This window comes from Streptomyces sp. NPDC059828 (genome assembly GCF_042731955.1).
GTDB lineage: Bacteria > Actinomycetota > Actinomycetes > Streptomycetales > Streptomycetaceae > Streptomyces.
Genome location: NZ_JBHWIW010000033.1, coordinates 1 through 23,733 on the forward strand (window position 1 = coordinate 1; position 23,733 = coordinate 23,733).

Sequence of the window (23,733 nt, forward strand, 5' to 3'; positions counted from 1 at the left end):
CGTACGGCGGTGGAGGAGTTGCTGTGCGGTCTGTTCGCCGATCTGCTGGGGCGTGAACAGGTCGGTATCGACGACGACTTCTTCGACCTCGGCGGTGACAGCATCACCTCGATCCGCCTGGTGTCGAGGGCCCGCGCGAAAGGCGTGGTGATCTCCGCACGCGAGGTGTTCCGGTACAAGACCGTCGCGGGACTGGCCGCACACGCACGGCAGCGGCCGCCGAGGACGGCGCCGCCCGGGGCCAGGCGCGGAAGGACGGGGATGCAGCCGGTTTCTCAGGGCCCCGCCGGCGCGATCGGCCTCCCGGGCCCGGACGGCCCTGTGCCACTGACCCCGATCATGCGCTGGCAGCGTGATCGCGGTGGCCCGGTCGACGGCTTCCACCAGCATGTACTCGTCCGCACCCCCGCGAGCCTGGCGCTGCCGCGGCTGCGCGCGGTGCTCCAGTCGCTGCTCGACCGGCACGACGCCCTGCGAATGCGCCTGCGCCGGACCCCGGAATGGCGGCTCGACATCCTGCCGCGCGGGGCGGTCACGGTGGACGAGCGCATCGTCCGTGTGGCGGTCGGCGGTTCCGGCTCCGCTACCGGCATCGGAGGAGCGGACTGGGAACGTACGGTGCGCGTCCAGGCCGACCTGGCGCGCCGACGGCTCGCACCGGGTACCGCGAACATGCTCCAAGCGGTGTGGTTCGACGCGGGACCGGGGCGCCCCGGGCGCCTGCTCCTCCTGATCAACCATCTGGCCGTGGACGGTGTCTCCTGGCGGATCCTGCTCCAGGACCTGCGCTCCGCCTGGAGCGAGCCGGATGAGCCGGATGAGCCGAGCGGAACGGCGGCAGGGCCGGCGGGGACCACGGTCTCCTTCATGGAATGGGGCAGCCGACTGGAGAAGACCGCTCTGGAGCGGACAGGTGAACTCCCCCTCTGGAAGCGGGTACTGGAAGGGGCGGGCGAGCTGATCGAAGGCTCCGCCGTGCTGCCTGGAAGGGACGTCCTGAGCACCCAGGCCACCGTTGCCCGCGTGCTGTCGGCAGCGCATACGGAAGCCCTGTTGACGCGGCTGCCCGCACGGCTCGGCACCGGCGCCAACACGGTCCTGCTCGCCGCGCTGGGCCTCGCCGTGCGGGGCTGGCGCGCCGCACACTTCCCGCAGAGCACCGCGCCGTTCCTGGTGGACGTGGAAGGCCATGGCCGCGAGGAGATCGCGGACGACCTCGACATCTCCGCCACCGTCGGGTGGTTCACCAGTATGTTCCCCGTCCGCCTCGACACACGGCGCCATGACCCGTACGACGCCCTGCGCGCCGTACGGGAACAGCTGGACGCCATGCCGGACAAGGGGCTCGGCTACGGCCTGCTGCGCCATCTCAACCCGGACACCGCACCCGTGCTGGAGCGGCTGCCCCGGGGGCAGATCCTCTTCAACTACCTCGGCAGGTTCGACCGCCCCGACGACACCGAGTGGGCGCTGGCATCCGAAGCCGGGGCGGTCGGCAGTGGAGGCGACCCCGACATGCCGCTCACCCATCCACTGGAGGTGTCCGTCGTCGCGCTCCGGCGAACGGGCGGCCCCGAGCTGCACATCACCTGGGCGTACGCGTCCCATCTGCTGGAGCGGCACCGGGTCGAGGACCTGGCCGACCGATGGCTTGAGGCGCTCGACCGGCTGGCCGGGCACGCCGCCTCGGCCGTGGAAGGGGGAGCAACCGCATGACACGGCCACAGCGGGAAGAACACCGACAGGGCCGGACGCCCGCGCCGCTCCAGCAGGGCCTGTTCTTCCACACCGCCTTCGACGATGACGGGCAGGACATCTACACGATCCAGCTGACCCTCGACATCGAGGGCGCGTTGGATCCGGCCGCGCTGCGCCAGGCCTGCCGAGCGCTGTTGCGCCGGCACGACTCCCTGCGTTCCGGCTTCCGCACCGACCCGGCCGGGGATGTCGTACGGTTCGTGCTTCCCGAGGCGCCACTCGCCTGGCGCGAACTCGAACTCGAACTCGACGTCGACCTCCAACCCGGCCCGGAGGGAGGCGACGTCGTCGAATCGGCGGCCATGCGACGCGCGGCGGACGAGGAACGTCAGCGGCGATTCGATCTCGGCGCGCCGCCCCTGGTCCGCTTCCTGCTGATCCGGATCACGGCGGACCGCTGGCGGTTCATTCTGACGAACCATCACATCATCCTCGACGGCTGGTCCACCTCGGTGCTCATCGACGAACTCTTCCAGCTCTACGAGGGCGAGGAGCTGGCGCAGGCACCCACCTTCACCTCGTATCTCGAGTGGCTTGCGGACGCAGATCCGGACGAGGCGCGTGAGGCGTGGTCGGACGCGCTGTCCGATATCGAGGGCCCGACGCTGGTGGCCCCGGAGGCCGGGGACTGGAGCACGGTCGTGCCCCGGCAGGTGGTCCGTGCGCTCCCGCCCGGCCGCACCGCGCGGCTCGCCGAGCGCGCCCGGCACTGCGGCGCCACACTCAACACCGCCGTACAGGTGGCCTGGGGACTGGTCCTGCGCCGGCTGACCGGTCAGGACGACGTGCTGTTCGGCATGACGGTCTCCGGTCGCACAGCGGATGCCGACGGTATCGAGACGATGGTGGGCCTGCTCGTCAACACCCTGCCCGCGCGGGTGACGGCGGACGACGGCGACACCCTGCGCACCCTGCTGGAACGGGTCCAGGACCAGCAGCTCGACCTGTTCGAGCACCACCACATCGGTCTGACGGAGATCCAGAGCCGGGCCGGATTCGGCCGGCTCTTCGACACCACAACGGCCTTCGGCAACTACCCCGTGGGAGAGGGCGACCAGGATCCCCGCTCGGTACGCGTGGTGGGCTCCGGTGGCTTCGACGCCACCCACTATCCGCTGTCCCTCGTCTGCACACCGGGCGACGGACTGCACATCCGCCTGGACTACCGGCCCGACCTGTTCGACCGGGACACGGCCGAGCGGTACTGCGACTGGTTCACACGGATGCTGGAGGCGATCGCCGACGACCCGGAGCAGCCCGTCGGCGAGCTCTGCGTACTCACCGAGCGGGAACGCAGACGGATCCTCGTGGACTGGAACGACACCGTGCGCGCGGTGCCCGCCACCACACTGCCGGCACTGATCGAGCGATGGGCGGAGCGCACACCCGGCGCACCCGCCCTTGTGCACCACGGGCAGACGCTCCCGTACCGCGAGCTCAACCGGCGCGCGAACCGGCTGGCCCGCGAGCTCATCAGGCACGGGGCGGGCCCTGAGACACGGGTGGTGCTGGCCCTCCCCAGAACGCCCGGGTTGATCGTGGCTCTCCTGGCCGTGCTCAAGGCGGGTGCCGCCTACGTCCCCGTCGATGTGCGCTACCCGGCCGAACGCATCGCCCATATGTTCGCCGACGCTCGGCCGTGCCTCGTGGTCGTCCCGCCGGCGGCCGGGCCCCTGCCGGAGGGCGTGCCCCGTCTCGTCGTCGATCCGGCGGCGGACGCGGTGGCGGACCCTGAAGCAGCGGACGGCGGCAACGTCCGGGACAGCGAGCGGATTCGCCCCCTGCTGCCGAGCCACCCGGCATACGTGATCTACACATCGGGCTCCACGGGCACCCCCAAGGGCGTGGTGGTCGAGCACGCCAACGTCGTCAACTTCGCCGCCACCGTGGACGAACACTTCGGCTCCGAGGGAATGGCGAGGACCCTGGCCGCCACCTCCCTGAGCTTCGACGTGTCCGTCTTCGAGATCATCACCACGCTCACCAGCGGCGGTTGCCTGGACATCGCCGACGACCTCCTCGCGCTCCAGGAACGCGGACACTGGGAGGGCAGCCTGATCTGCGGTGTCCCTTCCGCGATGGCGAGCCTGCTGAGCGGTGGCGGCACCCGGCTCGCCGCGCGCCACGTGGTGCTCGGCGGGGAGTCCGTGCCCCGCGCACTGGTCCGCGACCTCCACGAGCGCGCCCCCGGCTGCGTGGTCACCAACGCCTACGGTCCGACCGAGACGACCGCCTACGCCACCGCGTGGCGCAGCTCCGGCAGCGCGACCGGTGAGACCGCCGGAGAAGCCCCTGGACGAACCCCGGAAGAGGCAGCCGAAGGGCCGGTCGCAGCGAGCCCGCCCATCGGCCGACCGGTCCTGAACACCCGGGTCTACGTACTGGACCAGCGGCTGCGGCCCGTCCCCGTCGGGGTCGCGGGCGAGCTCCACATCGCGGGCGCCGGGGTCTCCCGCGGATACCTGGGGCGCCCCGGTCTCACCGCAGAGCGCTTCGTGGCCTGCCCGTTCGGGCCCCTGGGCGAGCGCATGTACCGCACGGGCGACCGCGTGCGGTGGCGCGCCGACGGCAGCCTCGAGTTCCTCGGGCGCCTCGACGACCAGGTCAAGATCCGCGGGTTCCGTGTCGAACCGGGCGAGATCGAGTCGGCGCTGCTGCGCCACGAGGACATCGCCCAGGCCGTGGCGGTGGTCAGGGAGGACCGTGCGGCGGATCGGCGCCTGGTCGCGTACGTGGTCGCCGCCTCGCCGGAAGCGGAACTCGACGGGCCGGGGCTGCGCGTGGCACTCGCCGGAGCGCTGCCGGACCACATGATCCCGTCGGCCGTGGTCCAGCTGCCGCGGCTCCCTCTGCTGCCGAACGGCAAACTGGACCGTGCCGCGCTGCCGCCCCCTGCCCACGCCGGCCGTGAACGGTCGGGACGGGCCCCGCGCGGTGCCCGCGAAGAGGCGCTGTGCGCGCTGTTCGCGGAGGTGCTCGGCGTGCACCGGGTCGGCCCCGACGACGGGTTCTTCGACCTGGGCGGGCACTCGCTCCTCGCGACCCGGCTGGTCAGCAGGGTCAGGACGGTGCTCGGGGCGGCGCTGACGGTCCGCGCGCTCTATGAGGCCCCGACGGTCGCCGCACTGGTCAGGAAGCTCGATGACCAGAACCACACCGACCCGGACGCCGGACTCGGTGTGCTGCTCCCCCTGCGCACCTCGGGCGGCGACCGCCCGCTGTTCTGCGTGCACGCGGCGAGCGGCCTCGCCTGGCCCTACGCACGGCTGCTGCCGCGGATCGACCCGGACGTACCGGTCTACGGACTGCAGTCACCCTCCCTCGGCGCACCCGAGGCAGGGCCGCAGAAACCGGACGACCTGGTGAGCGACTACGCACGGCAGCTGCGCACGGTCCAGCCGACCGGGCCGTACCGCATCCTCGGCTGGTCGGTGGGCGGCAACATTGCCCACGCCCTGGCGGCGCACCTGGTCGCCGCGGGCGAACAGGTCGAGTTCGTCGCCCTGCTGGACTCCTACCCGCCGCCGACGGACCCGCTGCTGATGCCCCGCACGGACGAGATACGGCAAGAGCTGCTCCGCGGTCTGGACTTCACCGCCGACGGGGCGCTCGGCGCGGCGGCCGCCGACGGGGTGCGGGTGGCGGCGGAATCCGCGGTCGAGATCCTGCGCAGCGCTCCACCGCGCAGCCCCGGGTTCGACATCGTCTTCTTCCGTGCCGCCGTAGCCACGGACAGCGCATCCGCCGATCCGCAGGCCTGGCAGGCGTACACCCACGATGCGCGCATCACCGTGCACGACATCGACTGCGACCACCACCACATGCTGGATCCCGCACCGCTCGACGCCATCGGCGACGTGCTGGCCGCGTGGTTCACCCGGCACTGAAGGGAGGACCGGCGCCGACATGCCCGCGTTCCCTGACATCGACCTCGCGAACACCGACCCGTCGGCTATCGACCTCGCGGACCCCAATCTGCACGCCGAACGGGACCTGACCGCACTCTGGCGCCATCTGCGCGAGCAGGACCCGCTGCACTGGCAACCGCCACGGGGCAACCGCCCCGGCTTCTGGGTCCTGACGCGCTACGACGACGTGTCCGCCGCCTACCGTGACACCCGGAGGTTCCACTCGGACCGCGGCAACGTCCTGGACACCCTCCTGGCAGGAGGTGACTCCGCGGCCGGAATGATGCTGCCCCTCATGGACGGCCCCCGCCACGCGGCACTGCGCGGCGCGCTGATGAAGGCCTTCTCCCCACGGGCACTGGCCGGAGTCGTCGACAGCGTCCGCACCGCGTCGCGTGAGCTGGTCACCGAGTTCCTGGAGCGGGGACGCTGCGACTTCGCCCGGGACATCGCGGGCCTGCTTCCGCTGCGCGCGATCTGCGACCTCCTGGACGTACCGCATCGCGACCGGCAGCTGATGCTCGAAATGACCTCATCGGCCCTCGGCTCGGACAGCGAGGACGCGCTGCGGGAGAACGCGTGGGTGTCCAAGGGCGAGATCCTGCTGTACTTCTCCGACCTCGCGGCGCAGCGGCGCAGGAACCCGGGAGAGGACATCGTCAGCCTCCTCACCCAGTGCACCGTCGACGGCGGGCGGTTGACGGACGAGGAAGTGATCCTGAACTGCTACAGCCTGATCCTCGGCGGTGACGAGACCACCCGGCTCGCCCTCGTCGGAGGCGTGGCCGCGCTGCTGGACGACCCCGGCCAGTGGTCCGCCTACCGGTCCGGCCGGATCGCCACGGAGACCGCCGTGGAAGAGGTGCTGCGCTGGGCGACCCCGACCCTGCACGCCGGGCGCACCGCGGGGGCGGACACCGACCTGCACGGACGGACCATCAGGAAAGGGGACGTCGTCACCCTGTGGAACGCCTCCGCCAACCGGGACGGTGACGCCTTCGCCGAGCCGGACCGGTTCCTGCTGTCCCGGCAGGCGAACCGGCATCTGACGTTCGCCTACGGCTCGCACTTCTGTCTCGGGGCGTTCCTCGCCCGTGCCGAGATCGGTGCCGTGCTGGATGACCTGCGCGAGCGGGTGGGCACCATGGAGACGGCGGGACCGCCGCGGCGTGTGTACTCCAACTTCCTCGGCGGCCTCGTCTCCCTGCCGATCGCCTGGAGACCCGAGTGACGGAGACACGGCGCGACGCTAGGTTCCGATCATGACCATACGAATGCGCGACGGCGTGCGGGGGACGTCGACTACGGCCGGGTGGGCGGGGCGTACGCCGCATACCGCCGCCCCGACCGGCGGATCGCCGCGCACATCCGCGCGGCGCTCGGACCGGACGTCCGCACGGTCGTCAACGTCGGTGCGGGTGCCGGTTCCTATGAGACGGTGTCCGCAACCCGTGCGGGGGAGCCGGAGATTGCCGTGACGGCCGTCGAGCCCTCCGCCTCGATGCGTGCCCAGCGGCCCGCCCACCTGCCGCGGGCGATCGACGCGGTGGCCGAGCGCCTGCCCTTCGAGGGCGACGCCTTCGACGCGGCCATGACGACGTTCAGCGTGCACCAGTGGAGCGACGCCGGTGCGGGGCTGCGGGAGATGCGGCGCGTGGCGCGCGGGCCGGTCGTGGTGCTGACCTGCGACCCGGACCGGGTCCGCGACTTCTGGCTGTACGCGTACGCCCCCGAGGTCCTGGACACCGAGGCCCGCCGCCACCCGGCCGTCGCGGAGCTCGCGGGGGCACTCGGCGGGCGTACGACCGTGGAGGCGGTGCCCATTCCCGCCGACTGCTCCGACGGCTTCAACGAGGCGTACTTCGCGCGCCCCGAGTGCCTCCTCGACCCCGGTGCGCGGCAGGCGTGTTCGGCGTGGAGCTTCGTGGACGACCCGGTGCGCGCGCGGTTCGACGAGCGGTTGCGGCGCGACCTGGCCGACGGGACCTGGGACCGGCGGTACGGACAGCTGCGTACGCAGAGGCACTTCGAAGGGTCGCTGGTCATCGTCAGGTCGGTCCCGTCCGGGTGCCCGCTCGGAAGCTCATAGCGGTACGACGGTCACCTCGGTCGCCTTCACACTGGTCCAGACCCGCACACCATCGGCGAGGGCCAGCTCGGCCGCGGCCCCGGGGGTGATCTCGGCGACGAGGTCAGGAGCCTGGTCGGACGTGATCAGGATGCGCAACCGGCTGCCGCTGGCGGTGATCTCGCGGACGGTACCCGGCCAGACGTTGCGCGGGCTGCCGGTCGGCTGCTCGCGATGGACGGACACCGCCTCGGGGGCGATCACGGCGAGTCCCTCGGATCCCGCGGGCAGCGGTTCGGCGACGATCAGCGTGCCGCCGTCCGGGAGCCGGAGGCCGTCGGCGGTCGCGATGCCCGGCCAGGCGTTGCGCCCGAGCATCCGGGCGACCCAGGGGGAGCGGGGGTGCCGGGTGACCTCGCTGGGCGGGGCGTCCTGGAGGGCGTGACCCTCGTCCAGCACGAGCACCCGGTCGGCGAGGGAAACGGCCTCGACGGGATCGTGGGTGACGATGAGGCACACCCCGCCGAAGCCGTCGAGGTGGGTGCGCAGGGTGTGGCGCACATGGGCGCGGGTGGTCTGGTCGAGCGCGGCGAGCGGCTCGTCCAGCAGCAGCAGCCGGGGGCGGGCCGCCAGGGCCCGCGCCAGGGCGACCCGCCCGGCCTGCCCACCGGAGAGCTGGGCCGGCTTGCGGTGGGCGAGGTGTCCCACCTGGAGCCGGTCGAGCCAGCCCTGCGCGACACGCCGGGCCTCGGCGCGTGAGGTGCCCCGGGCGCGAAGCCCGTACGCGGTGTTGGCGAGCGCGGTCATATGGGGGAACAGTGCGCCGTCCTGCGGCACCCAGGAGACCGCCCTGCGGTGCGGGGGAAGCCCGGTGACATCCGTACCGCCCAGTGTGAGCTGTGCGTGGGCGCGGGGGGTGAGCCCGAGGAGGGCACGCAGCAGGGTGGTCTTTCCGGCGCCGTTGGGACCGACGACGGCGATGGTGGTACCCGGCTCGGCATCCAGCGTTAGGTGGGTGAAGCCGCTGAACTCGGCGTGCAGGGGCCATCGTTCACGCTCCTCCGGGAACGGCGCGTCCCCCGGAGCCGGCGCGGCGGCCGGGCGTGGCCCCTCCTCGTCGTCGGAGGCCACGGGCCCGGGCACGCGCGAGCGGTCGACCGGCGTGCCGCTCCAGCGACCGCGCAGCGCGATCAGCACCACCATGGCGATGGCCAGCAGGAGGAGGGAGACCGAGGTCGCCGCCTCCGGCTCGTCCTGCAGCAGCAGGAAGACCTCCAGCGGCAGCGTCTGGGTGACGCCCGGCAGATTGCCCGCGAAGGTGATGGTGGCGCCGAACTCACCGAGCGCCCTGGCCCAGGTCAGGGCCGCACCGGCGACAAGCCCGGGGGCGACCATCGGAAGGGTGACGGTGAAGAACACCCGCACAGGGGAGGCGCCGAGCGAGGCGGCGGTCTCCTCATAGCGCGGCCGCAGCCCGCCCAGCGCGCCCTCCAGGCTGATGACCAGGAAGGGCATGGCCACGAAGGTCGCGGCGAGCACGGCCCCCGAGGTGTGGAAGGGCAGGGTGATGCCGAAGCCGTCCTCCAGCCAGGGCCCGAGCAGCCCGCGCCGGCCGAAGGCCAGCAGCAGCGCGACACCGCCGACGGTGGGCGGCAGCACCATCGGCAGCAGCACCAGCGACCGTACGAACGCCTTGCCCGGGAACGGCACACGGGCCAGCAGCCACGCCAACGGCACACCGAGCAACAGCGAAAGACCGAGCGCCCAGAACGACACCAGGAGAGAAAGGGTCAGCGCCTCGGTGGTCCCGGGGCTGCTGAGATGGGCCGCGAGTTCGCCCCAGGAGGTGCGTACCAGGATCGCGACGAGCGGGAGCAGCAGGAACGCGACGGCGACCAGCGCGGGCACCGCCAGGACGAGGGGCGCCCGGGGACCGGACGCGCGCCCGCGGAGTCGTTTCATCGTCGGCACCCCATTGCGGAACTCCCTCGCCTGCCACGTGCCCTGCTCGGTGCGTACTACGGCTGCTGGAAGCCCGCGTCCAGGAGGATCCTCTGTGCCTCGGGCGTGGCCAGCCAGGCCACGAACGCCGCGGCCGCCTCGGCGTGCTTCGACTCCTTCAGAGTCGCCGCCGGGTACTCGGCGATGGCGTTCTGCGCGTCGGGGATCGTCACGGCGTCGACCTTGTCGGGAGCGCTCTCGGCGTCGGTCTTGTAGACCAGGCCAGCGTCGGCCTCGCCGAGCTCGACCTTGCTCAGCACCGCGCGGACGTTGGGCTCCAGGGAGACCGGCTTCACCGTGATCTTCTGCGCGTCGAGGATCTTGTCGCTGTACTTGCCGGCCGGGACCTCGGGAGCGGCCAGGACCACCTTGAGCTTGCTGTCGGCCAGGTCCTTGAGGTCGTCTACCTTCTTCGGGTTGCCCTCGGCGGTGGCGATCACCAGACGGTTCCTGGCGATGACCGCGGGCGTGCCGGTGTCCGAGGTGACCTTGTCCATGCTCTTGGTGTCGGCGGTGACCAGCACGTCCGCGGGTGCGCCCTGCTGCACCTGGGAGACCAGCTCCTGGGAGCCGGCGAAGGAGAAGGTGAGCTTGGTGCCGGGGTGCGCCTTCTCGTACGCGGCACCGGCCTTCTTGAAGACGTCGGTCAGCGAGGAAGCGGCAAGCACCGTCAGGTTTGCCTCGGGAGCGCCGGCGGCGGAGGCCGTGCCCGAGGCGCCCGCGCTCTCCTTGTCCGAGCCGCCGCACGCGGTGAGGGACATGAACAGGGCGGCTGCGATGACGGCCGACGTGGTGGCGGTGCGGCGTCTGACGGCGCGGGGGGGCACGGGGGACATCAGGGGGGAACTCCCTTGGTTGCGTGAGGGTCAGATGCGGTCGATGTGCACGTTGGTCGACTTCACGCGGGCGGTGGCCTGCATGCCGACCTCCAGACCCAGCTCCTCCACGGCCTCCCGGGTCAGAAGTGAGACGAGGCGGTGCGGACCGGCCTGGATCTCGACCTGGGCCGCGACATCGCCGAGCTTGACCGCGGTGACGATGCCGGGGAAGGCGTTGCGCGCCGAGGTGTACGAGGGGTCGTCATCGCCGCTGCCGCCACCCTGCGCGATCTCGATGGAGAACGCGGCCAGGTCCCGGCCGTCGATCAGGCGGCGCCCGCTCTCGTCGCGATGGGTGGCGACCCGGCCGGCATCCGCCCAGCGGCGCGCGGTGTCGGGGCTGACGCCGAGCAGACGAGCCGCCTGTCCGATGGTGTAGGACTGCATGTGCGACACCGTAGGGCTCGATTCTTGGCATATGCAAGTCAGGTCAGGAATATCCAGCGCAGATGCCAAGAATGCTGCGGCGGGCTTGGAGGATGCGCCAAGGGGAGGGCTTGTGTGTCGCTCCTGGTGTGCCTGACGGCCGCCTGGCGGGTGCCCCTGGCTACAGTTCCGGAGGCAGGCCGGTGCGGACCGATGCAGTCGATGCGAGCCGGTGCGGACCGATACAGGCCGATACCAGGCCGATATCAGGCCGATACAGCCCGGGCGTTACCTCAACCGAAGGCGCGTTTCCCATGAGCCTGAGCATCCGCAACCAGCTCCCCGGCACCGTCACCGGCGTCACTTCCGGCGAGGTCATGGCCGCGGTCAGGGTCCGTCTCGGCGGCGGTCAGGACATCACCGCCGCGATCACCGCCGACGCGGTGAGGGACCTCGGCCTCACCGAAGGTTCGGCCGTGCGCGCGCTGGTCAAGTCCACCGAGGTGGCGCTGGCCACCGGTCCGGTCGAGGGCATCAGCATCCGCAACCAGCTCCCCGGGACGATCACGGACATCGTCACCGGGGGCGCCATGGCCGGTGTCAGGCTGCGTGTGGCCGGCGGTGAACTGACCGCCGCCATCACGAAGGAGGCCGCCGTCGACCTGGGGCTCGCGGTCGGCCTCCCCGTGGTGGCTCTGATCAAGTCCACCGAGGTCTCCCTCGCGGGAGCGTGAGCGAGGGCTGTCCGGAGCCTCATCGGACGCCCGGACCGCGTCAGCCGCGGCTGGTCGGCTCACCGTACGCGCGCGGGGAAGCCGCGTCCGGTCAGGGCCAGAAACGGCCCCGCCTTCACCGCCGTCTCCTCGTACTCGGCCTCCGGGTCGGACAGCGCGATCACCGCTCCACCGACCCCGTAGCGCACCCGGTCGGGCGTGACCAGGGCGGTCCTGATCACCACGCTCAGGTCGGCGGCCCCGGTCAGTGAGAAGTAGCCGATGGCACCCGAGTAGACACCGCGCGGGCCCGCCTCCAGCCGGTCGATGATCTGCATGGTGCGGATCTTCGGTGCCCCGGTCATGGAGCCCGCCGGGAAGCAGGAGCGCACGCAGTCCACGGCGGTGCGGTTGGAGCGCAGTTGCGCGCGTACCGGGCTGACGAGCTGGTGCACGGTCGCGTACGTCTCTACCCGGAAGATGTCGACGGCCTCGACCGATCCGCTCTCGGCGCACCGTCCGAGGTCATTGCGCACCAGGTCGACGATCATCAGGTTCTCCGCGAGGTCCTTCTCGTCCGACCGGAGCTCCGCCGCGAGGGCGGCGTCCTCGGCCGGGGTCGCCCCGCGCGGGCGGGTGCCCTTGATGGGGCGTGACTCGACGGCGCCGTCGGCGCTGACGCGCAGAAGGCGCTCGGGGGAGGTGCTCAGCACCGCCAGCGGGCCGAAGCCGAGCAGCGCCCCGTACGGCGCGGGGCTGTGGCGCCGCAGCAGCCGGTAGCCCTCCCAGGGGTCCAGCGTGCCCTGTACCTCCGCCATGTTGGTCAGACACACCTCGTATGTCTCGCCCGCCGCGATCTGCTCCTGGGCGTGGGCGATCAGACGGAGATACGCCTCGCGGTCGTGCCGCAGCCGGATCTCCGAGAGCTCCCCGCCGTGGAGGTCGTCCGGAGCGGGCGACACGGGCTCGGCGGAGAGACCCGCCGACGACTCCAGGGTGTCCGCGGTGGCGCGCAGCCACTCCCGGGCCGCGCTCTCGTCGCCGTCCTCGGCCAGGGCCAGGAGGTGGGTGGTCCGGGTGGTGTGGTCGAAGACCACGGCCCGGTCGGCGAACACCATGACCGCGTCGGCGTCATCGGACCGGTGCGCGACGGCGCCGCCGCACTCGGCTTTGAGCTCGTAGCCGAGGTAGCCGACCCAGCCCAGTGCGAAGTCGCAGGGGAGCGAGGGCACTTCGGTGCGCGCCGACCGCAGGTCCGCGTCGAGCCAGTCGAGGAAGGTGCCCCAGAACACCTGGGTGTCGTGCCCGGAGCGGATGGTCACCGTACGGCTGGACACATCGGCCTTCGCCACCCTGGCGAGGGGCCCGGAGGCGTCCCCCATGATCGAGAAGCGGCCACCAGAGGCGGCAGGGGCGTCTACAGCACCCCCTGTGCCCGATGTATCCGACGCACCGGGTCGGCCGCTGTCGAGCCAGAAGGCGTACGGCCCCGAGCGGAAGAGGCGGTCGAAGGCCACCTCGTCGTCCCAGCGGGTGGGGAGTGCTTCGGTCAGGACGCGCAGGTGGCGCGTGGGCGCCGTCTGTGAAACCCCCTCGACGTCCTGAACCCCCTGGACCCCGTGCACCTCCTGGGCTTCCCGAACCTCAAGAGCCGGCGCCGGCGCCCCTGCGGTCCCAGGGGCCGGCGGCGCACCGCCCGATGACCGCGTCAACCGCATGAAGTTGGCCATCAGTTCGTGCCCGTAGCGGGTCAGGACCGACTCGGGATGGAACTGCACTCCCCACATGGGCCGCTCCCGGTGCTCCACCGCCATGACCACACCGTCCGGGGTCCAGGCGACGGCCTCGAGGTCGTCCGGCAGGTCCGACACGGCCAGCGAGTGGTAGCGCACCACCTCGAACGGCGACGGCAGCCCCGCGAACAGGCCCGTGCCCCGGTGCACCACCGGAGAGAGGCGCCCATGGCGCGGTTCGGGCGCACGCGACACGGTGGCGCCATGGGCCAGGGCGAGGCCCTGGTGCCCGAGGCAGACACCGAGCAGGGGGATCTCCGTGTGCTCGACGACCTCGCGGCAGATCCCGAAGTCCGTGGCGATCGCGGGGTCTCCGGGCCCCGGTGAGATGACGACGTTGTCGAACGAGTCCAGCATCCCCCGGTGCCAGTCCTGGGCGTCATTGCGCAGGACGACCGGCCAGGACCCACTCACCTCGGCGATCTGGTGACAGAGGTTGTAGGTGAAGGAGTCGTAGTTGTCGATGAGCAGGGTGCGCACGGTCATCCCCGGATCTCGAAAAGGATGTGCTCCAGCTCTTCGGTGCCTTCGAGGAAGCGGCGCCGGTCCCGTACCAACAGCTCGCGCTCGCAGGATTCGGCCATTTCGTGCAGGAGGGCCACATCGCCGCGGTCGCTGAACTGGAGCAGGGCGGAACCACCTTCCGTCAACAGACCGGGCGCCTCGGAGAGATAGCGGCGGTGCGCCTGGTAACCCGGATCGACATAGGCGATCTCGTGCTGGGTCTCCGGGCGGTAGTCCGGTGGTGCGAGCACGAAGTTGGAGTGCCAGTACACGGTGTCGAATCTCTCGTCCGCGTCGAGCGCCGCGAAGAGATCGCTGTGCACCGCCCTCAACCGGTCGCCGACACCGTGCCGTACCGCGTTCAGTGCCGTGTTCCTCACCGCCGCCGCGCTGATGTCCGCGGCGACCACACGCGCGCAGCCGGCCAGTGCGGCCGACACCGCGATGATCCCGGTGCCCGTACCGATCTCCAGGAACGATCCGCCCGGCCGGTAACGGGGCTCGTCGTCCCCGGTCAGACCCAGGACATCCAGGGCGATCCCGGTCGTGGCCGAGAAGGGCGGTGCGAACACACCGTCCAGAAGGTCCCATTCCCTGCCCGCCATCGCGAAGACCTCCGGCCGGTCCTCGCGGGTCAGGGACCGTCTGCTTCGCTCCAGCGACCTGAGATAGCTCCTGTGCTCTGTCATCCCCGCCCCTTGCATACCGATGGGGTGCCGCTTCCACCGACACCCCCGGGACATGGTTTCCCAGCCGGAGAACTCCCGGAAGGTGCTGCGAGCACCGCACCGCCCCATCACATGGGTGCTCACGCCACACCTCGTGGGTCCGGACCGGAGACCCCCACTTGACCTTCGCAAACACGGAACTTAGGCTCGAAGTGAATGATCTTGACTTTTGCTGGGGGGCACCTGGTGAACCCGGACGAAGGGTCCTCGGACTCCGACGCACTGGCCGTCCTCGAACTCCTCGCCCGCGAGGCGCCGTCCAGCCGCTTCGACGAACTCCTGCGGACCGCGCGCCAGCAACTCCTGCCCCGGGAAAGGCTGCGGGGTCTGGAGCGTGCCGTGCGGCTGGCCCTCGACGTCCGCGCCACCGCCGAGCAGCGGCGCAGGCGCGAGGCGGGGCTCGCCGCCCTCGTCGACACCACGCACGACCTGTCGTCACACACCGACGACCTCGACGGGCTGCTCCATGTGATCACCAGTCACGCCAGGCGGCTGCTCAATCTCGACATGGCCTACGTCAGCCTGCGTCTTCCGGGCGGCGGCTCGTACGTGCACAAGTCGGACGGCGAGACCACCGCACTCAGTGTCGGTCTGGAGCTGGGAAGGGGCTTCGGTCTCGGTGAGTACGCGCAGAGCAAGCAGGCCCCGTTCTGGACCTCCGACTACCTCGCCGACGAGCGTTTTCCCCACTCGCCCGACATCGACGAAGTCGTGAGCTCCGAGGGCCTGCACGCGGTGCTCGCCGTGCCCTTGATCCACGGCGGTGCCGCCACCGGCGCGCTGTACGGGGCGTCCAGGGAGATCCGCCACTTCACCCCGGACGAGGTCAGTCTGATGCGCTCGCTCGCGGTGCTGTCGGCGTCGGCGATCGAGGCGACCAGGCGCAGGGCCCGGATCGATGCCGCCCTCGCCGAGGCGCAGTCGGAGAGCGTGCGCCGCACCTCGGCCCTGGCCCGCATGGACCGGCTGGCCGCGACCCAGAAACGGCTGATGGGCCTGGTCCTGGAGGGCGGCGCGCTGCACGACGTCACCAAGGCGGCGGCTCAGGCGCTGGGCGGCACCCTGGTGCTGTGGGACGCGGAGGGCAGGACCCTGGCCTCCGCCGGCGAACTCCCGCAGCTCGACGCGGCATCGGTGGTCAGGGCCCTCGTGGACTCCCATGCCGCGGGCGCGCCCGTGACCGTGGGCGGCGACGCGGTGCCCGGCGTCTGGGCCACCCATGTCACCACCGGGGTCGAGGCTCCCGGCGCCCTGCTGTTCCGGCGGCCGGGCACGCCCTGCACGGAATCCCTCACGGACACGCCGGCGGAACCTCTGTCCGAGGAGGACAAAGGGCTGCTGTGCGCCACGGCCCAGACGCTCGCGCTCGTCCTGCTGCTCGGCCACAGTGCCGGGGCCGCGGCGGGCCCGGCGCGTGACGAGTGCCTCGAAGAGCTGCTCGCCGGAACCTCGCAGTCACCCCGCCGCCTCGCTGAGCGGGTCCGCAGGCTCGGTATCGACCCCACCGGCCGGCACCTCGTCCTCATCGTCCGCCCCGAGGGCGGAAAACAGGGGGAGTCCGCCGCGTGGGCCTCGTCGTACGCCTACCGGCACGGTGGGCTCAAGACCGTGCGTGGCGACTGCCTCGTGCTGCTCATCCCCGGTACGGACGCGTCGGCCGCGGCCCGCGCGGCAGCCGGTGAACTGTCACCGCTCCTGGGCCATCCCGTCTCCGTGGGGGCCGCGGGCCCGGCCGCCGAGCTGTCATCGGTCGGCAAGGTGTACCAGGAGGCGCGCCGTTGCCTCGACACCCTCGTCGCGCTCGGCCGCACCGGTGGCACGGCCGCGCCCGGGGACCTCGGGTTCCTCGGACTACTGCTGTCCGACGACCATGACGCCGACGCCTTCGTCACCGCGGCCCTGGGTCCCGTGCTCGACTACGACAGCGGGCGCTCCACGGAACTCGTCCGCACTTTGGAGGCGTACTTCACCGCGGGCGGCAGCCCGACACGCGCGGCGCAGCACCTCCATGTGCACACCAACACGGTCGCGCGCCGTCTGGACCGCATCACCGAACTCCTCGGCCCCGACTGGCAGGAGCCGGCCCAGGCCCTGGAGATCCAGCTGGCGCTGCGGGTGCGGCGGGCGCAGCAGGCGGTGTACCGAAGACCGGGGACGACCGAGCACAGTCAGGCCGATCGCGAGGCGTAACCCGTCCCCCGGTCCCCGTGCCCGGCGAGCGAGGCCACGGCGTGCGCGGCGGAGGCGAGGGTGAGATGCCGGTGCCAGCCCCGGAAGGACCGTCCCTCGAAGTCCTTCAGCCCGACCCGCTCGCCTATGTCGGCCAGATCCCTGGCCGTACGGTCGGCCAGTTTGGTCAGCCGCAGCAGCGGAGCCGCCGGTACGGACGTCATGTTGGTGCCCCACATGGCGACCGGGGCCTGCCGCGTGTCGGCCCACTCCCCGAGCAGCATCAGCTCATCGCCACCGGGTACGGCGCCCCGGCCCGGGTGTGCCCTTCCGACGGGGACGGCGACGGCCAGCGACGTACGGCTGGCGAACGACGGCGTTGCCGGGTCGGTCCATTCGACCCGGCGCCGCAGCCCCCTGACCGAATCCAGGATGGTCCGCGCGCTCAGCGGTCCGCCCCGGTAGCCGGGCAGCGCGGGCGCGCGCACCGCGAGCGTGGAGGTGGTGGGTGTGTCCGCGGCACGTGCGATGACCGGTATCCCGGCGCGGGTGAACCGACCGATGGTGGCCGGGAGATCACTGATGTGCGCGTGGAGCACCACCGGCCGCACCGGCACCCGCCAGGCGCTCATCGACTCGAGCACCGCGTCCGCCGCACACTCCTCGTCGGTCTGCGTCCCGATGCCTTCCGGGATCTCCGCGCGGCGGCGCCGGCCGGCGTCCCGTACCCAGGCGTCCGGCAGCCTCAGCCGCCAGTGCACCGGTGTGCTGAACGCCTCCGATGCCTGCCACACCCCGAACGCCTGCTGCCCGTGGAACGCCTGACCGAGACAGGGGTCGAACATCCGGTCGACGCCCACCGACTGGTCGCCCGCCTTGGGGATCGGCATGGACCGCACCACCCATGCCCGGGAAGGCCTGACCTCCTCCAGGTACACGGCGAGTGCCGCCCGCACCGGCATCCACTCCCAGGTGGAGCTGCAAATGAAGTGGTGCAGGCTCTGTTCCGCCGCTGAGCCTCCGACCTGGGCGGCGATACGGCGGATGGACTTCCTGCCGTGCGTCCGCAGCAGCCCGCTCAGATACTGCTCGCCCTTCTCGCGCTGGTCCTTCCTCGTGAACGACGCGAACAGCGCGGCGGCCAGCTCCTTCACCAGGGGCGCCTCCCACGGGTCCCCGGCATCCGGTGCGTCCCGTGCCTCTGGTGCGTTCCGTGGGGCCTCTGAGTCCCGTGCGTCCTGTCCGGCCCGTGCGTCCCCGGGCTGGTCGGCCAGCAGCCGCAGCCGGGCACGAGCCGTCGTCCCCCGCTCGGAACCCTCCTCGGCACATGGCGCGATCACAGTGCTCCCTCCGATCCCACGGTTGCCGCGGCGGCGACCCGGCCGCTCGCTCAAGCCTGGTCACCGGCGGCCGCCGTGGCGAGGTGCGCCGACCCCCTAGCTCCGCTCCCGCACGGTCGCCCCGCCACCACCCGCCACGGCCACCGGTTCACTCTCCGGCTCCCGCTCCGGTTCCGTCCTCCGCACCGCCGCCCGCTCCGGTTTCGGCATCACCAGGTGCAGCGCCCACTCCAGCGGCCCGCGCCTGAGCGCCGTGCGGCGGAAGACATACGCCCACACCGAACACGCGACGAGGGACACCCCGCAGAACGCGCCCAGCGCCGCCCAGCCGTGCTGCGGTCGCAGCTCGGCCCGTGCGACGACATGCACGACGTAGACCGAGAGCCCCATGGTGCCGACGACGGCCAGCGGGCGCAGCAGGAGTTCGACGCCACCGACACGGCAGGCGGCGACGGCCAGACCGAGCAGCACCAGCCCGGCACCGGCGTTGGCGACGGTCTCGAAAGGAGTCTGGCTGTAGGGGCCGTCGACCAGGAGCCAGGCCCACGACGTGCTCGGAATCGCGCCCGCCTGCTTGGCCAGTACGGCCTCCACCGGATCGGGGGCGGCCACGGCGAAGGCATGGCTGCGGGCGATCGCCCGCAGCAGCGCCTCACGTCCGCCTCCGGGCCCCAGGGCCAGCGCCGAGAGCCCGTGCCCCGCGAGCAGCGCCAGCCCTCCCCAGCCGACAAGCCGGCGGACGACCCCGGGCCGGGCCAGATCGGCGACCCTGCCCAGCGCCATGCCGATGACCACGTAAGGGAAGTACGTGAGCCAGGGGTACGCGCCGGACAGCAGGAGCGTGTCGAGCCCGTCGAGGAATCCGGACCAGCTGGTGACCGCCTCGAAGCCGGGGTAGCGTCCGCGGCCGATGACCCGGTAGCCGAGAGACGGACCCAGCACGTACGACAGCACCGGACCCAGCACCGCGGACACCGCCGCCACCGCGATCAGCGGACGGGTGCGGAGCCGGGCGAGCGGTTCAGCGGCGAGGAAGTACACCGCGAAGAAGGTGAGGATCACCGCGATCCCCGACCTCAGCTCGGTGAGCGCAAGCCCGAGCACCGCGAGCACCGCACACCGTACGAGGGTGCCGCGCAGCGCCCCCGCCGGCGTGGGGCGAGGCCGGATGCCGCCGCGCGAGAGGGTGAGCGAGAGCCCCGCTATCAGCGTGAAGATCGCGGGTGCACGGCCGTCGAAGGCGACCAGCAGCCAGCCGGGACCCTCTCGTTCCACGGGGGGACCGATATGCGCGGCGAACATCGCGAACACGGCGATCGCGCGGGCCGCATCCACGCTGAACAGCCGTTTCCCGGGTGTGATCGGCGTGGCCGCCGTGGTGTGCCCGTATGCCCTCATGGTCGTACTGCCCGCCCCCGTAAGTGTGTTGCGGTCGATGCTTCGCTGCCGGGCCATGGTCAGGGCCCGGTGTCCCACCGTACGTGCCGGCCGCACCGGCCCGGACGGGGGCGGTCGCGTCGCGGTGACGGCCGCGGCGGCGGACCATGGAGCCGTGGGTGCTGGGCCCTCGTGGGGCCCCGTGGGAGGAGCGGAGGATGCGCGAGATTCTGCCGGCACTGGCGCGGTGGTACGCGGCGGGTGAGCCGTTCGGCCTGGCCACCGTCGTCGCCGTGAACCGCAGCGCACCACGGGGACCCGGTGCGGCGATGGCGGTCGGCCCTGACGGCGAGGTCGTGGGCAGTGTGTCCGGGGGCTGCGTGGAAGGTGCCGTGTACGAGCTCGCCCAGGAGGTCCTGGCCGATGGCGAGGCGCGGCTGCGGACCTTCGGCTACAGCGACGATGACGCCTTCGCCGTCGGCCTGACGTGCGGTGGCGCGATCACCGTGCTGGTGCGGCGGGTGTCACCCGAGACGGACCCCGCCTTCGGCGCCGTGGCCGAATCGGTCGCCGCGCACCGGCCGGTGACGGTGGCGGTGGTGACGGACGGTCCGGCGCCACGGGGCGCCGCGCTCGCCGTCTGGCCGGATACGGCCGCCGGCACGCTCGGGGCGCCCGGCCTCGACGCGGCCGTCACCGCCGACGCGCGCGGGGAGCTCGCCCAGGGCGCCACCGTGACGCGGCACTACGGACCCGGCGGGCAGCGCCGCGAGGACGACGTCGCCGTGTTCCTGGAGTCGTTCACCCCGCCACCCAGAATGCTCGTGTTCGGCGCCATCGACTATGCCGCGGCCGTCGCCTGTATCGGCAGTTTCCTCGGCTACCGGGTGACCGTGTGCGACGCCCGTCCCGTCTTCGCCACCCCCAGGCGCTTCCCCGAGGGCGTGGAGGTCGTGGTCGACTGGCCGCACCGCTATCTGGGCGCCACCGAGACCGACTCCCGCACGGTGATCTGCGTACTGACGCACGATCCGAAATTCGATGTGCCGCTGCTGGAGGAGGCCCTGCGCCGCCCGGCCGCGTACATCGGCGCCATGGGCAGCCGCCGCACCCACGAGGACCGGATGAAACGACTCCGGGACACCGGCCTCCGCGAGGACGCGCTGGCCCGGCTGCGCTCACCCGTCGGCCTGGACCTCGGAGCCCGTACGCCGGAGGAGGTGGCCGTTTCCGTCGCCGCGGAGATCGTCGCCCTGCGCTGGGGCGGCAGCGGTGCGCCGCTGACGGCGACATCGGGTGCGATCCACTCCTGAAACAGCTCATGGCGAAGTGACGAACTGACGAAGTGACAGCCGTGTCGGTGTTGGGCCGAACGGGTGAGGGGCGCCAGGATGGACCCCATGAGCAGGTACGAGAGGTACGACGTCACCGACGAGCAGTGGGAGGGCCTGGCCCAGGTCGTCCCGCTGCGCGGACGCAACGAGTGGCCGTCGCGAGTGAACCACCGCACGATCCCGCAGGGCTACGAGGAAGCCCCCGTGGCGGCGGAGGAGCAGCGCCGCATGGTGGTGCTGAGGGTGCAGGTGTTCGCCGACGCGCGGGAGGTCGCCGAACACCTCATCGCGCAGATCCCGGTGCTGCTGGACCTGACGAGCGCCGACCCGGACGTGGCCAAGCGCATCCTCGACTTCAGCAGCGGCGTCGTCTTCGGGCTCGGCAGCGCGATGCACCGGGTCGACCGCAACGTCTTCCTGCTCGCCCCGTTCGGCACGGAGGTCGAGGGCGCCGCTGCCGCGGCGGTGACCCAGGGGTAGGTGTGCCGTCGGGGGTGCCGGGGACGGTCGGCGGGAGCCTTCCCCCGTTCGTGGGAACCCCCGCCCGGAGGAACGGTTCGGCGTCCGCGAGGGTGCGTAGCGTCCCGCACATGGAACCGCTCAGCACCCGCCCGGTGGTCACCGAGCTGCGGCTCTCCGCCTTCGCCGCACATCGTGGGGGCGCCTTTCCGCTCGGCCCCGTGACGCTGTTCGCGGGGCCGAGCGGCAGCGGGAAGTCGAGTGTGCTGCGGGCGTACGAGGCGCTGGCCGCGCTCGCCGCGGGCGCGGAGCTCGCCGAGGTCTTCCCCGAACCGGCGTGCTGCGTTCCCGAGAGCGCACGGGGGGACGCCCAGGGCCGCAGGGGGTTCCGGATCGGCTGCACCGTCTCGGGCCCCGCGGGTCCGGTACGGCTCGACCTCGCCGTACAGGCCGAGCCCGAACTGCGCATCGCCGGCGAGCGGTTGACCTGCGGCGACCGGGTCCTGCTGAGCACGGCGCTGCGCGATCCCGGACGCGGCCACGTGCAGGCCGCCTGGCACACCGGGGGCGCCGCCGCGGTCACCCGCGCACCGTTTCCCGGCGAACTGCTCGGCACGGCGCTGCTGCCGCTGCGCGTAGCGGGCCGGACCGACGGCCAGCGGCAGGTGCTGGCCGCTGCCGAACAGATGGTGGTGGCACTGCGGTCGGTGTTCCCCTGCGATCCACAGCCCTCGCGGATGCGGGCGCCCGTGCGGCCGGGTGACGGGCGTCTGCTGCCCGGCTGCGACAACCTCGCGGCCGTGCTGCACCGCACCCGTCACGAGTGTGCCCGCAGGCATGCGCGGCTGACCTCGATGGCCAGGGCGGGCTGCGCCGGCACCGTCAGCGGCGTCGGTACGGAGGAGCTCGCGGACGGCCTGGTGCGGGCGGTCATCGACCGGTCGGAGAGCGAGGGGGCGGACTCCGGTGCCGGTACCCCGCTCGGACGGCTCGGTGACGGTGAACTGCGCTTCCTGGCAATGGCCTTGGTGCTGCTGACGGGACCGGGTGTGCTGTCGGTCGACCAGGCGGCCGAGGTGCCGGGGGCCTTGCAGTCCCTCACCGTCGTCGCCGACGGGTTCGACCGCTGCCTCGACCCGGGCCAGGCGGCCGGGCTCGCCGCGCTGGCCGCGTCGATCTGCGCCGAAGGGCATCTGCGTCTCGTGGGCGCGGTGAGCGGGGACGGGGCGTTCGCGCGGGAGCTGGAGGGGGTGGCAGTGGTAGACCTGTGCCGTGACGGAACTGGACGTGAAGACACTGCAACGACGGCTGGTGGAGTTCGCCGCGGCCCGTGACTGGGGGCCGTACCACACCCCCAAGAACCTGGCGGTGGCCCTCACCGTCGAGGCGGCCGAACTGGTGGAGATCTTCCAGTGGTTGACGCCGGAGGAGTCCGCACGGATCATGGACGACCCGGGGAAGGCCCACCGGGTGTCCGATGAGGTCGCGGATGTCCTCGCCTATCTGCTCCAGTTCTGCGAAGTGCTCGGGATCGACCCGCTGGCCGCGCTCTCCGAGAAGATCGACCGGAACGAACTGCGTTTCCCTCCCGCCGAACGGGCTGCCGCCGAACGGGCTGCCGTCGAACGGTCCGTCGACGACTCCTGAGAGGAAGATCGTCACTCTGCGGAGTGAATGATCTTTCCACACCAGGCTTCCTGTCCACAGATTTCCGAATTCCCCTGGCGTTTCCTTTGGAGTGCCTTCACTCTGGGTAGTGACCCAGTGGACGGAAAGTTGTACGAACGGGGGCGGCGTACATGGAAGCGGAGCGACTCATCTCGGCCGGACGGCACGCACTCGCGCAGTGCCGGGACGCGCTGCAAGTGGTGACGGAGGCATGGGAGGCACAGGCCCTTGCCCAGGTGATCGGCAGCCAACTGGCCCTGTGCGGTCCCAAGGAACTACGGGGGGAGGCGCGCGCACTCGGTGAGGGCGGTGGACGCGGGGGCGGCCCCGCCAGCCCCATCGATGTTCCGCTGCTGCGTGCCGGCAGCCCCCGGGCGGCACAGCTGACCGCTGTCTCCGATCCGCTGCGTGCCCTGACACTGCTGAGCGCCCTGCTCGGGGAGGTCGGCATAGCGCTGGTCGGGGTGGCCTGCGGCACGGACGAGGAGGGCCTGTACTGGCAGTGCATCGAAGCCATCGACGCCACGGACGAGTCGGGCGACCGGGTGCGGGCCATGCTCCGAAGACTCTCCGCGCACGAGAGCGGCCGGGTCGGTCCCGACTCGGCCACCAGCCCACCGTGACGGCGTGCCCGCCGCAGGCGACGCGTCGCGGGGCGGCCAGAAGGTT

18 protein-coding genes are annotated in these 23,733 nt (G+C 72.0%); 11 read left to right on the plus strand and 7 right to left on the minus strand.

Translation table 11 applies throughout. The features are described from left to right. From ACFV6V_RS20200 to ACFV6V_RS20215, 4 genes are all read left to right on the plus strand, one after another. The coding region (locus tag ACFV6V_RS20200; RefSeq protein ID WP_385566752.1) for a condensation domain-containing protein at positions 1-1,716 on the plus strand (1,716 nt) is incomplete at its 5' end. Further along, complete coding sequence (locus tag ACFV6V_RS20205; RefSeq protein ID WP_385566754.1) at positions 1,713-5,645, plus strand: amino acid adenylation domain-containing protein; 3,933 nt, start codon at positions 1,713-1,715, stop codon at positions 5,643-5,645. The genes ACFV6V_RS20200 and ACFV6V_RS20205, both read left to right, overlap by 4 nt. Before the next feature lie 19 nt (positions 5,646-5,664). Continuing rightward, positions 5,665-6,897, plus strand: a complete 1,233-nt coding sequence (locus tag ACFV6V_RS20210; protein WP_385566757.1) for a cytochrome P450 — start codon at positions 5,665-5,667, stop codon at positions 6,895-6,897. An 81-nt stretch (positions 6,898-6,978) separates the two neighbouring features. Then, positions 6,979-7,755, plus strand: coding sequence for a class I SAM-dependent methyltransferase (locus tag ACFV6V_RS20215; RefSeq protein WP_385566759.1), 777 nt, complete (start codon positions 6,979-6,981; stop codon positions 7,753-7,755). Here the strand turns inward: ACFV6V_RS20215 and ACFV6V_RS20220 are convergent. Genes ACFV6V_RS20220 through ACFV6V_RS20230 form a run of 3 tightly spaced genes read right to left on the minus strand, consistent with a single transcriptional unit; the run spans position 7,750 to position 11,000 of the window. After that, positions 7,750-9,696: an ABC transporter permease gene (locus tag ACFV6V_RS20220; protein WP_385566762.1), complete on the minus strand. Its 1,947-nt coding sequence runs from the start codon at positions 9,694-9,696 to the stop codon at positions 7,750-7,752. The two genes, ACFV6V_RS20215 and ACFV6V_RS20220, sit on opposite strands and share 6 nt — an antisense overlap. Positions 9,697-9,752: 56 nt before the next feature. Next, positions 9,753-10,571 carry a molybdate ABC transporter substrate-binding protein gene (modA, locus tag ACFV6V_RS20225; protein ID WP_385566764.1) on the minus strand — a complete coding sequence of 273 codons (819 nt, stop codon included), beginning with the start codon at positions 10,569-10,571 and terminating at the stop codon, positions 9,753-9,755. A 30-nt stretch (positions 10,572-10,601) separates the two neighbouring features. Beyond that, positions 10,602-11,000 carry a molybdopterin-binding protein gene (locus tag ACFV6V_RS20230; protein ID WP_385566767.1) on the minus strand — a complete coding sequence of 133 codons (399 nt, stop codon included), beginning with the start codon at positions 10,998-11,000 and terminating at the stop codon, positions 10,602-10,604. Positions 11,001-11,293: 293 nt separating this feature from the next. Here ACFV6V_RS20230 and ACFV6V_RS20235 point away from each other — a divergent pair, with 293 nt between their 5' ends. After that, complete coding sequence (locus ACFV6V_RS20235; RefSeq protein ID WP_385566769.1) at positions 11,294-11,713, plus strand: molybdopterin-binding protein; 420 nt, start codon at positions 11,294-11,296, stop codon at positions 11,711-11,713. Positions 11,714-11,772: 59 nt separating this feature from the next. Here the strand turns inward: ACFV6V_RS20235 and pabB are convergent, their stop codons facing one another. After that, on the minus strand, positions 11,773-13,965 hold the full coding sequence (gene pabB, locus ACFV6V_RS20240) for an aminodeoxychorismate synthase component I (protein WP_385566893.1): 2,193 nt from the start codon (positions 13,963-13,965) through the stop codon (positions 11,773-11,775). A 2-nt stretch (positions 13,966-13,967) separates the two neighbouring features. Then, the gene (locus ACFV6V_RS20245; protein WP_385566772.1) at positions 13,968-14,678 is read right to left on the minus strand and encodes a methyltransferase domain-containing protein; all 711 of its coding nucleotides are present in this window, start codon (positions 14,676-14,678) and stop codon (positions 13,968-13,970) included. Positions 14,679-14,873: 195 nt separating this feature from the next. Here ACFV6V_RS20245 and ACFV6V_RS20250 point away from each other — a divergent pair, with 195 nt between their 5' ends. Further along, complete coding sequence (locus ACFV6V_RS20250; RefSeq protein WP_385566774.1) at positions 14,874-16,907, plus strand: helix-turn-helix domain-containing protein; 2,034 nt, start codon at positions 14,874-14,876, stop codon at positions 16,905-16,907. Here ACFV6V_RS20250 and ACFV6V_RS20255 read toward each other — a convergent pair. Both ACFV6V_RS20255 and ACFV6V_RS20260 read right to left on the minus strand, forming a co-directional pair. Next, complete coding sequence (locus ACFV6V_RS20255) at positions 16,886-18,226, minus strand: IS701 family transposase (RefSeq protein WP_385566777.1); 1,341 nt, start codon at positions 18,224-18,226, stop codon at positions 16,886-16,888. The two genes, ACFV6V_RS20250 and ACFV6V_RS20255, sit on opposite strands and share 22 nt — an antisense overlap. 96 nt (positions 18,227-18,322) lie before the next feature. Beyond that, positions 18,323-19,624 carry a hypothetical protein gene (locus ACFV6V_RS20260; RefSeq protein ID WP_385566779.1) on the minus strand — a complete coding sequence of 434 codons (1,302 nt, stop codon included), beginning with the start codon at positions 19,622-19,624 and terminating at the stop codon, positions 18,323-18,325. A gap of 197 nt (positions 19,625-19,821) precedes the next feature. Between ACFV6V_RS20260 and ACFV6V_RS20265 the strand changes: the two genes are divergently transcribed. The 5 genes from ACFV6V_RS20265 to ACFV6V_RS20285 all read left to right on the plus strand — a co-directional run bounded on the left by ACFV6V_RS20265 (position 19,822) and on the right by ACFV6V_RS20285 (position 23,687). Further along, positions 19,822-20,916 (plus strand): XdhC family protein, encoded by a 1,095-nt coding sequence (locus ACFV6V_RS20265; RefSeq protein ID WP_385566782.1) that lies wholly within the window; start codon positions 19,822-19,824, stop codon positions 20,914-20,916. Between the two features lie 87 nt (positions 20,917-21,003). Beyond that, positions 21,004-21,417, plus strand: a complete 414-nt coding sequence (locus tag ACFV6V_RS20270; protein ID WP_385566784.1) for a cell division protein SepF — start codon at positions 21,004-21,006, stop codon at positions 21,415-21,417. A gap of 110 nt (positions 21,418-21,527) precedes the next feature. Further along, complete coding sequence (locus ACFV6V_RS20275) at positions 21,528-22,730, plus strand: ATP-binding protein (protein WP_385566787.1); 1,203 nt, start codon at positions 21,528-21,530, stop codon at positions 22,728-22,730. Further along, the gene (locus ACFV6V_RS20280) at positions 22,669-23,043 is read left to right on the plus strand and encodes a nucleotide pyrophosphohydrolase (RefSeq protein WP_385566790.1); all 375 of its coding nucleotides are present in this window, start codon (positions 22,669-22,671) and stop codon (positions 23,041-23,043) included. The genes ACFV6V_RS20275 and ACFV6V_RS20280 overlap by 62 nt, the downstream gene beginning before the upstream one ends. A gap of 152 nt (positions 23,044-23,195) precedes the next feature. Next, on the plus strand, positions 23,196-23,687 hold the full coding sequence (locus tag ACFV6V_RS20285) for a DUF6099 family protein (protein ID WP_385566792.1): 492 nt from the start codon (positions 23,196-23,198) through the stop codon (positions 23,685-23,687). Positions 23,688-23,733: the final 46 nt, after the last annotated feature.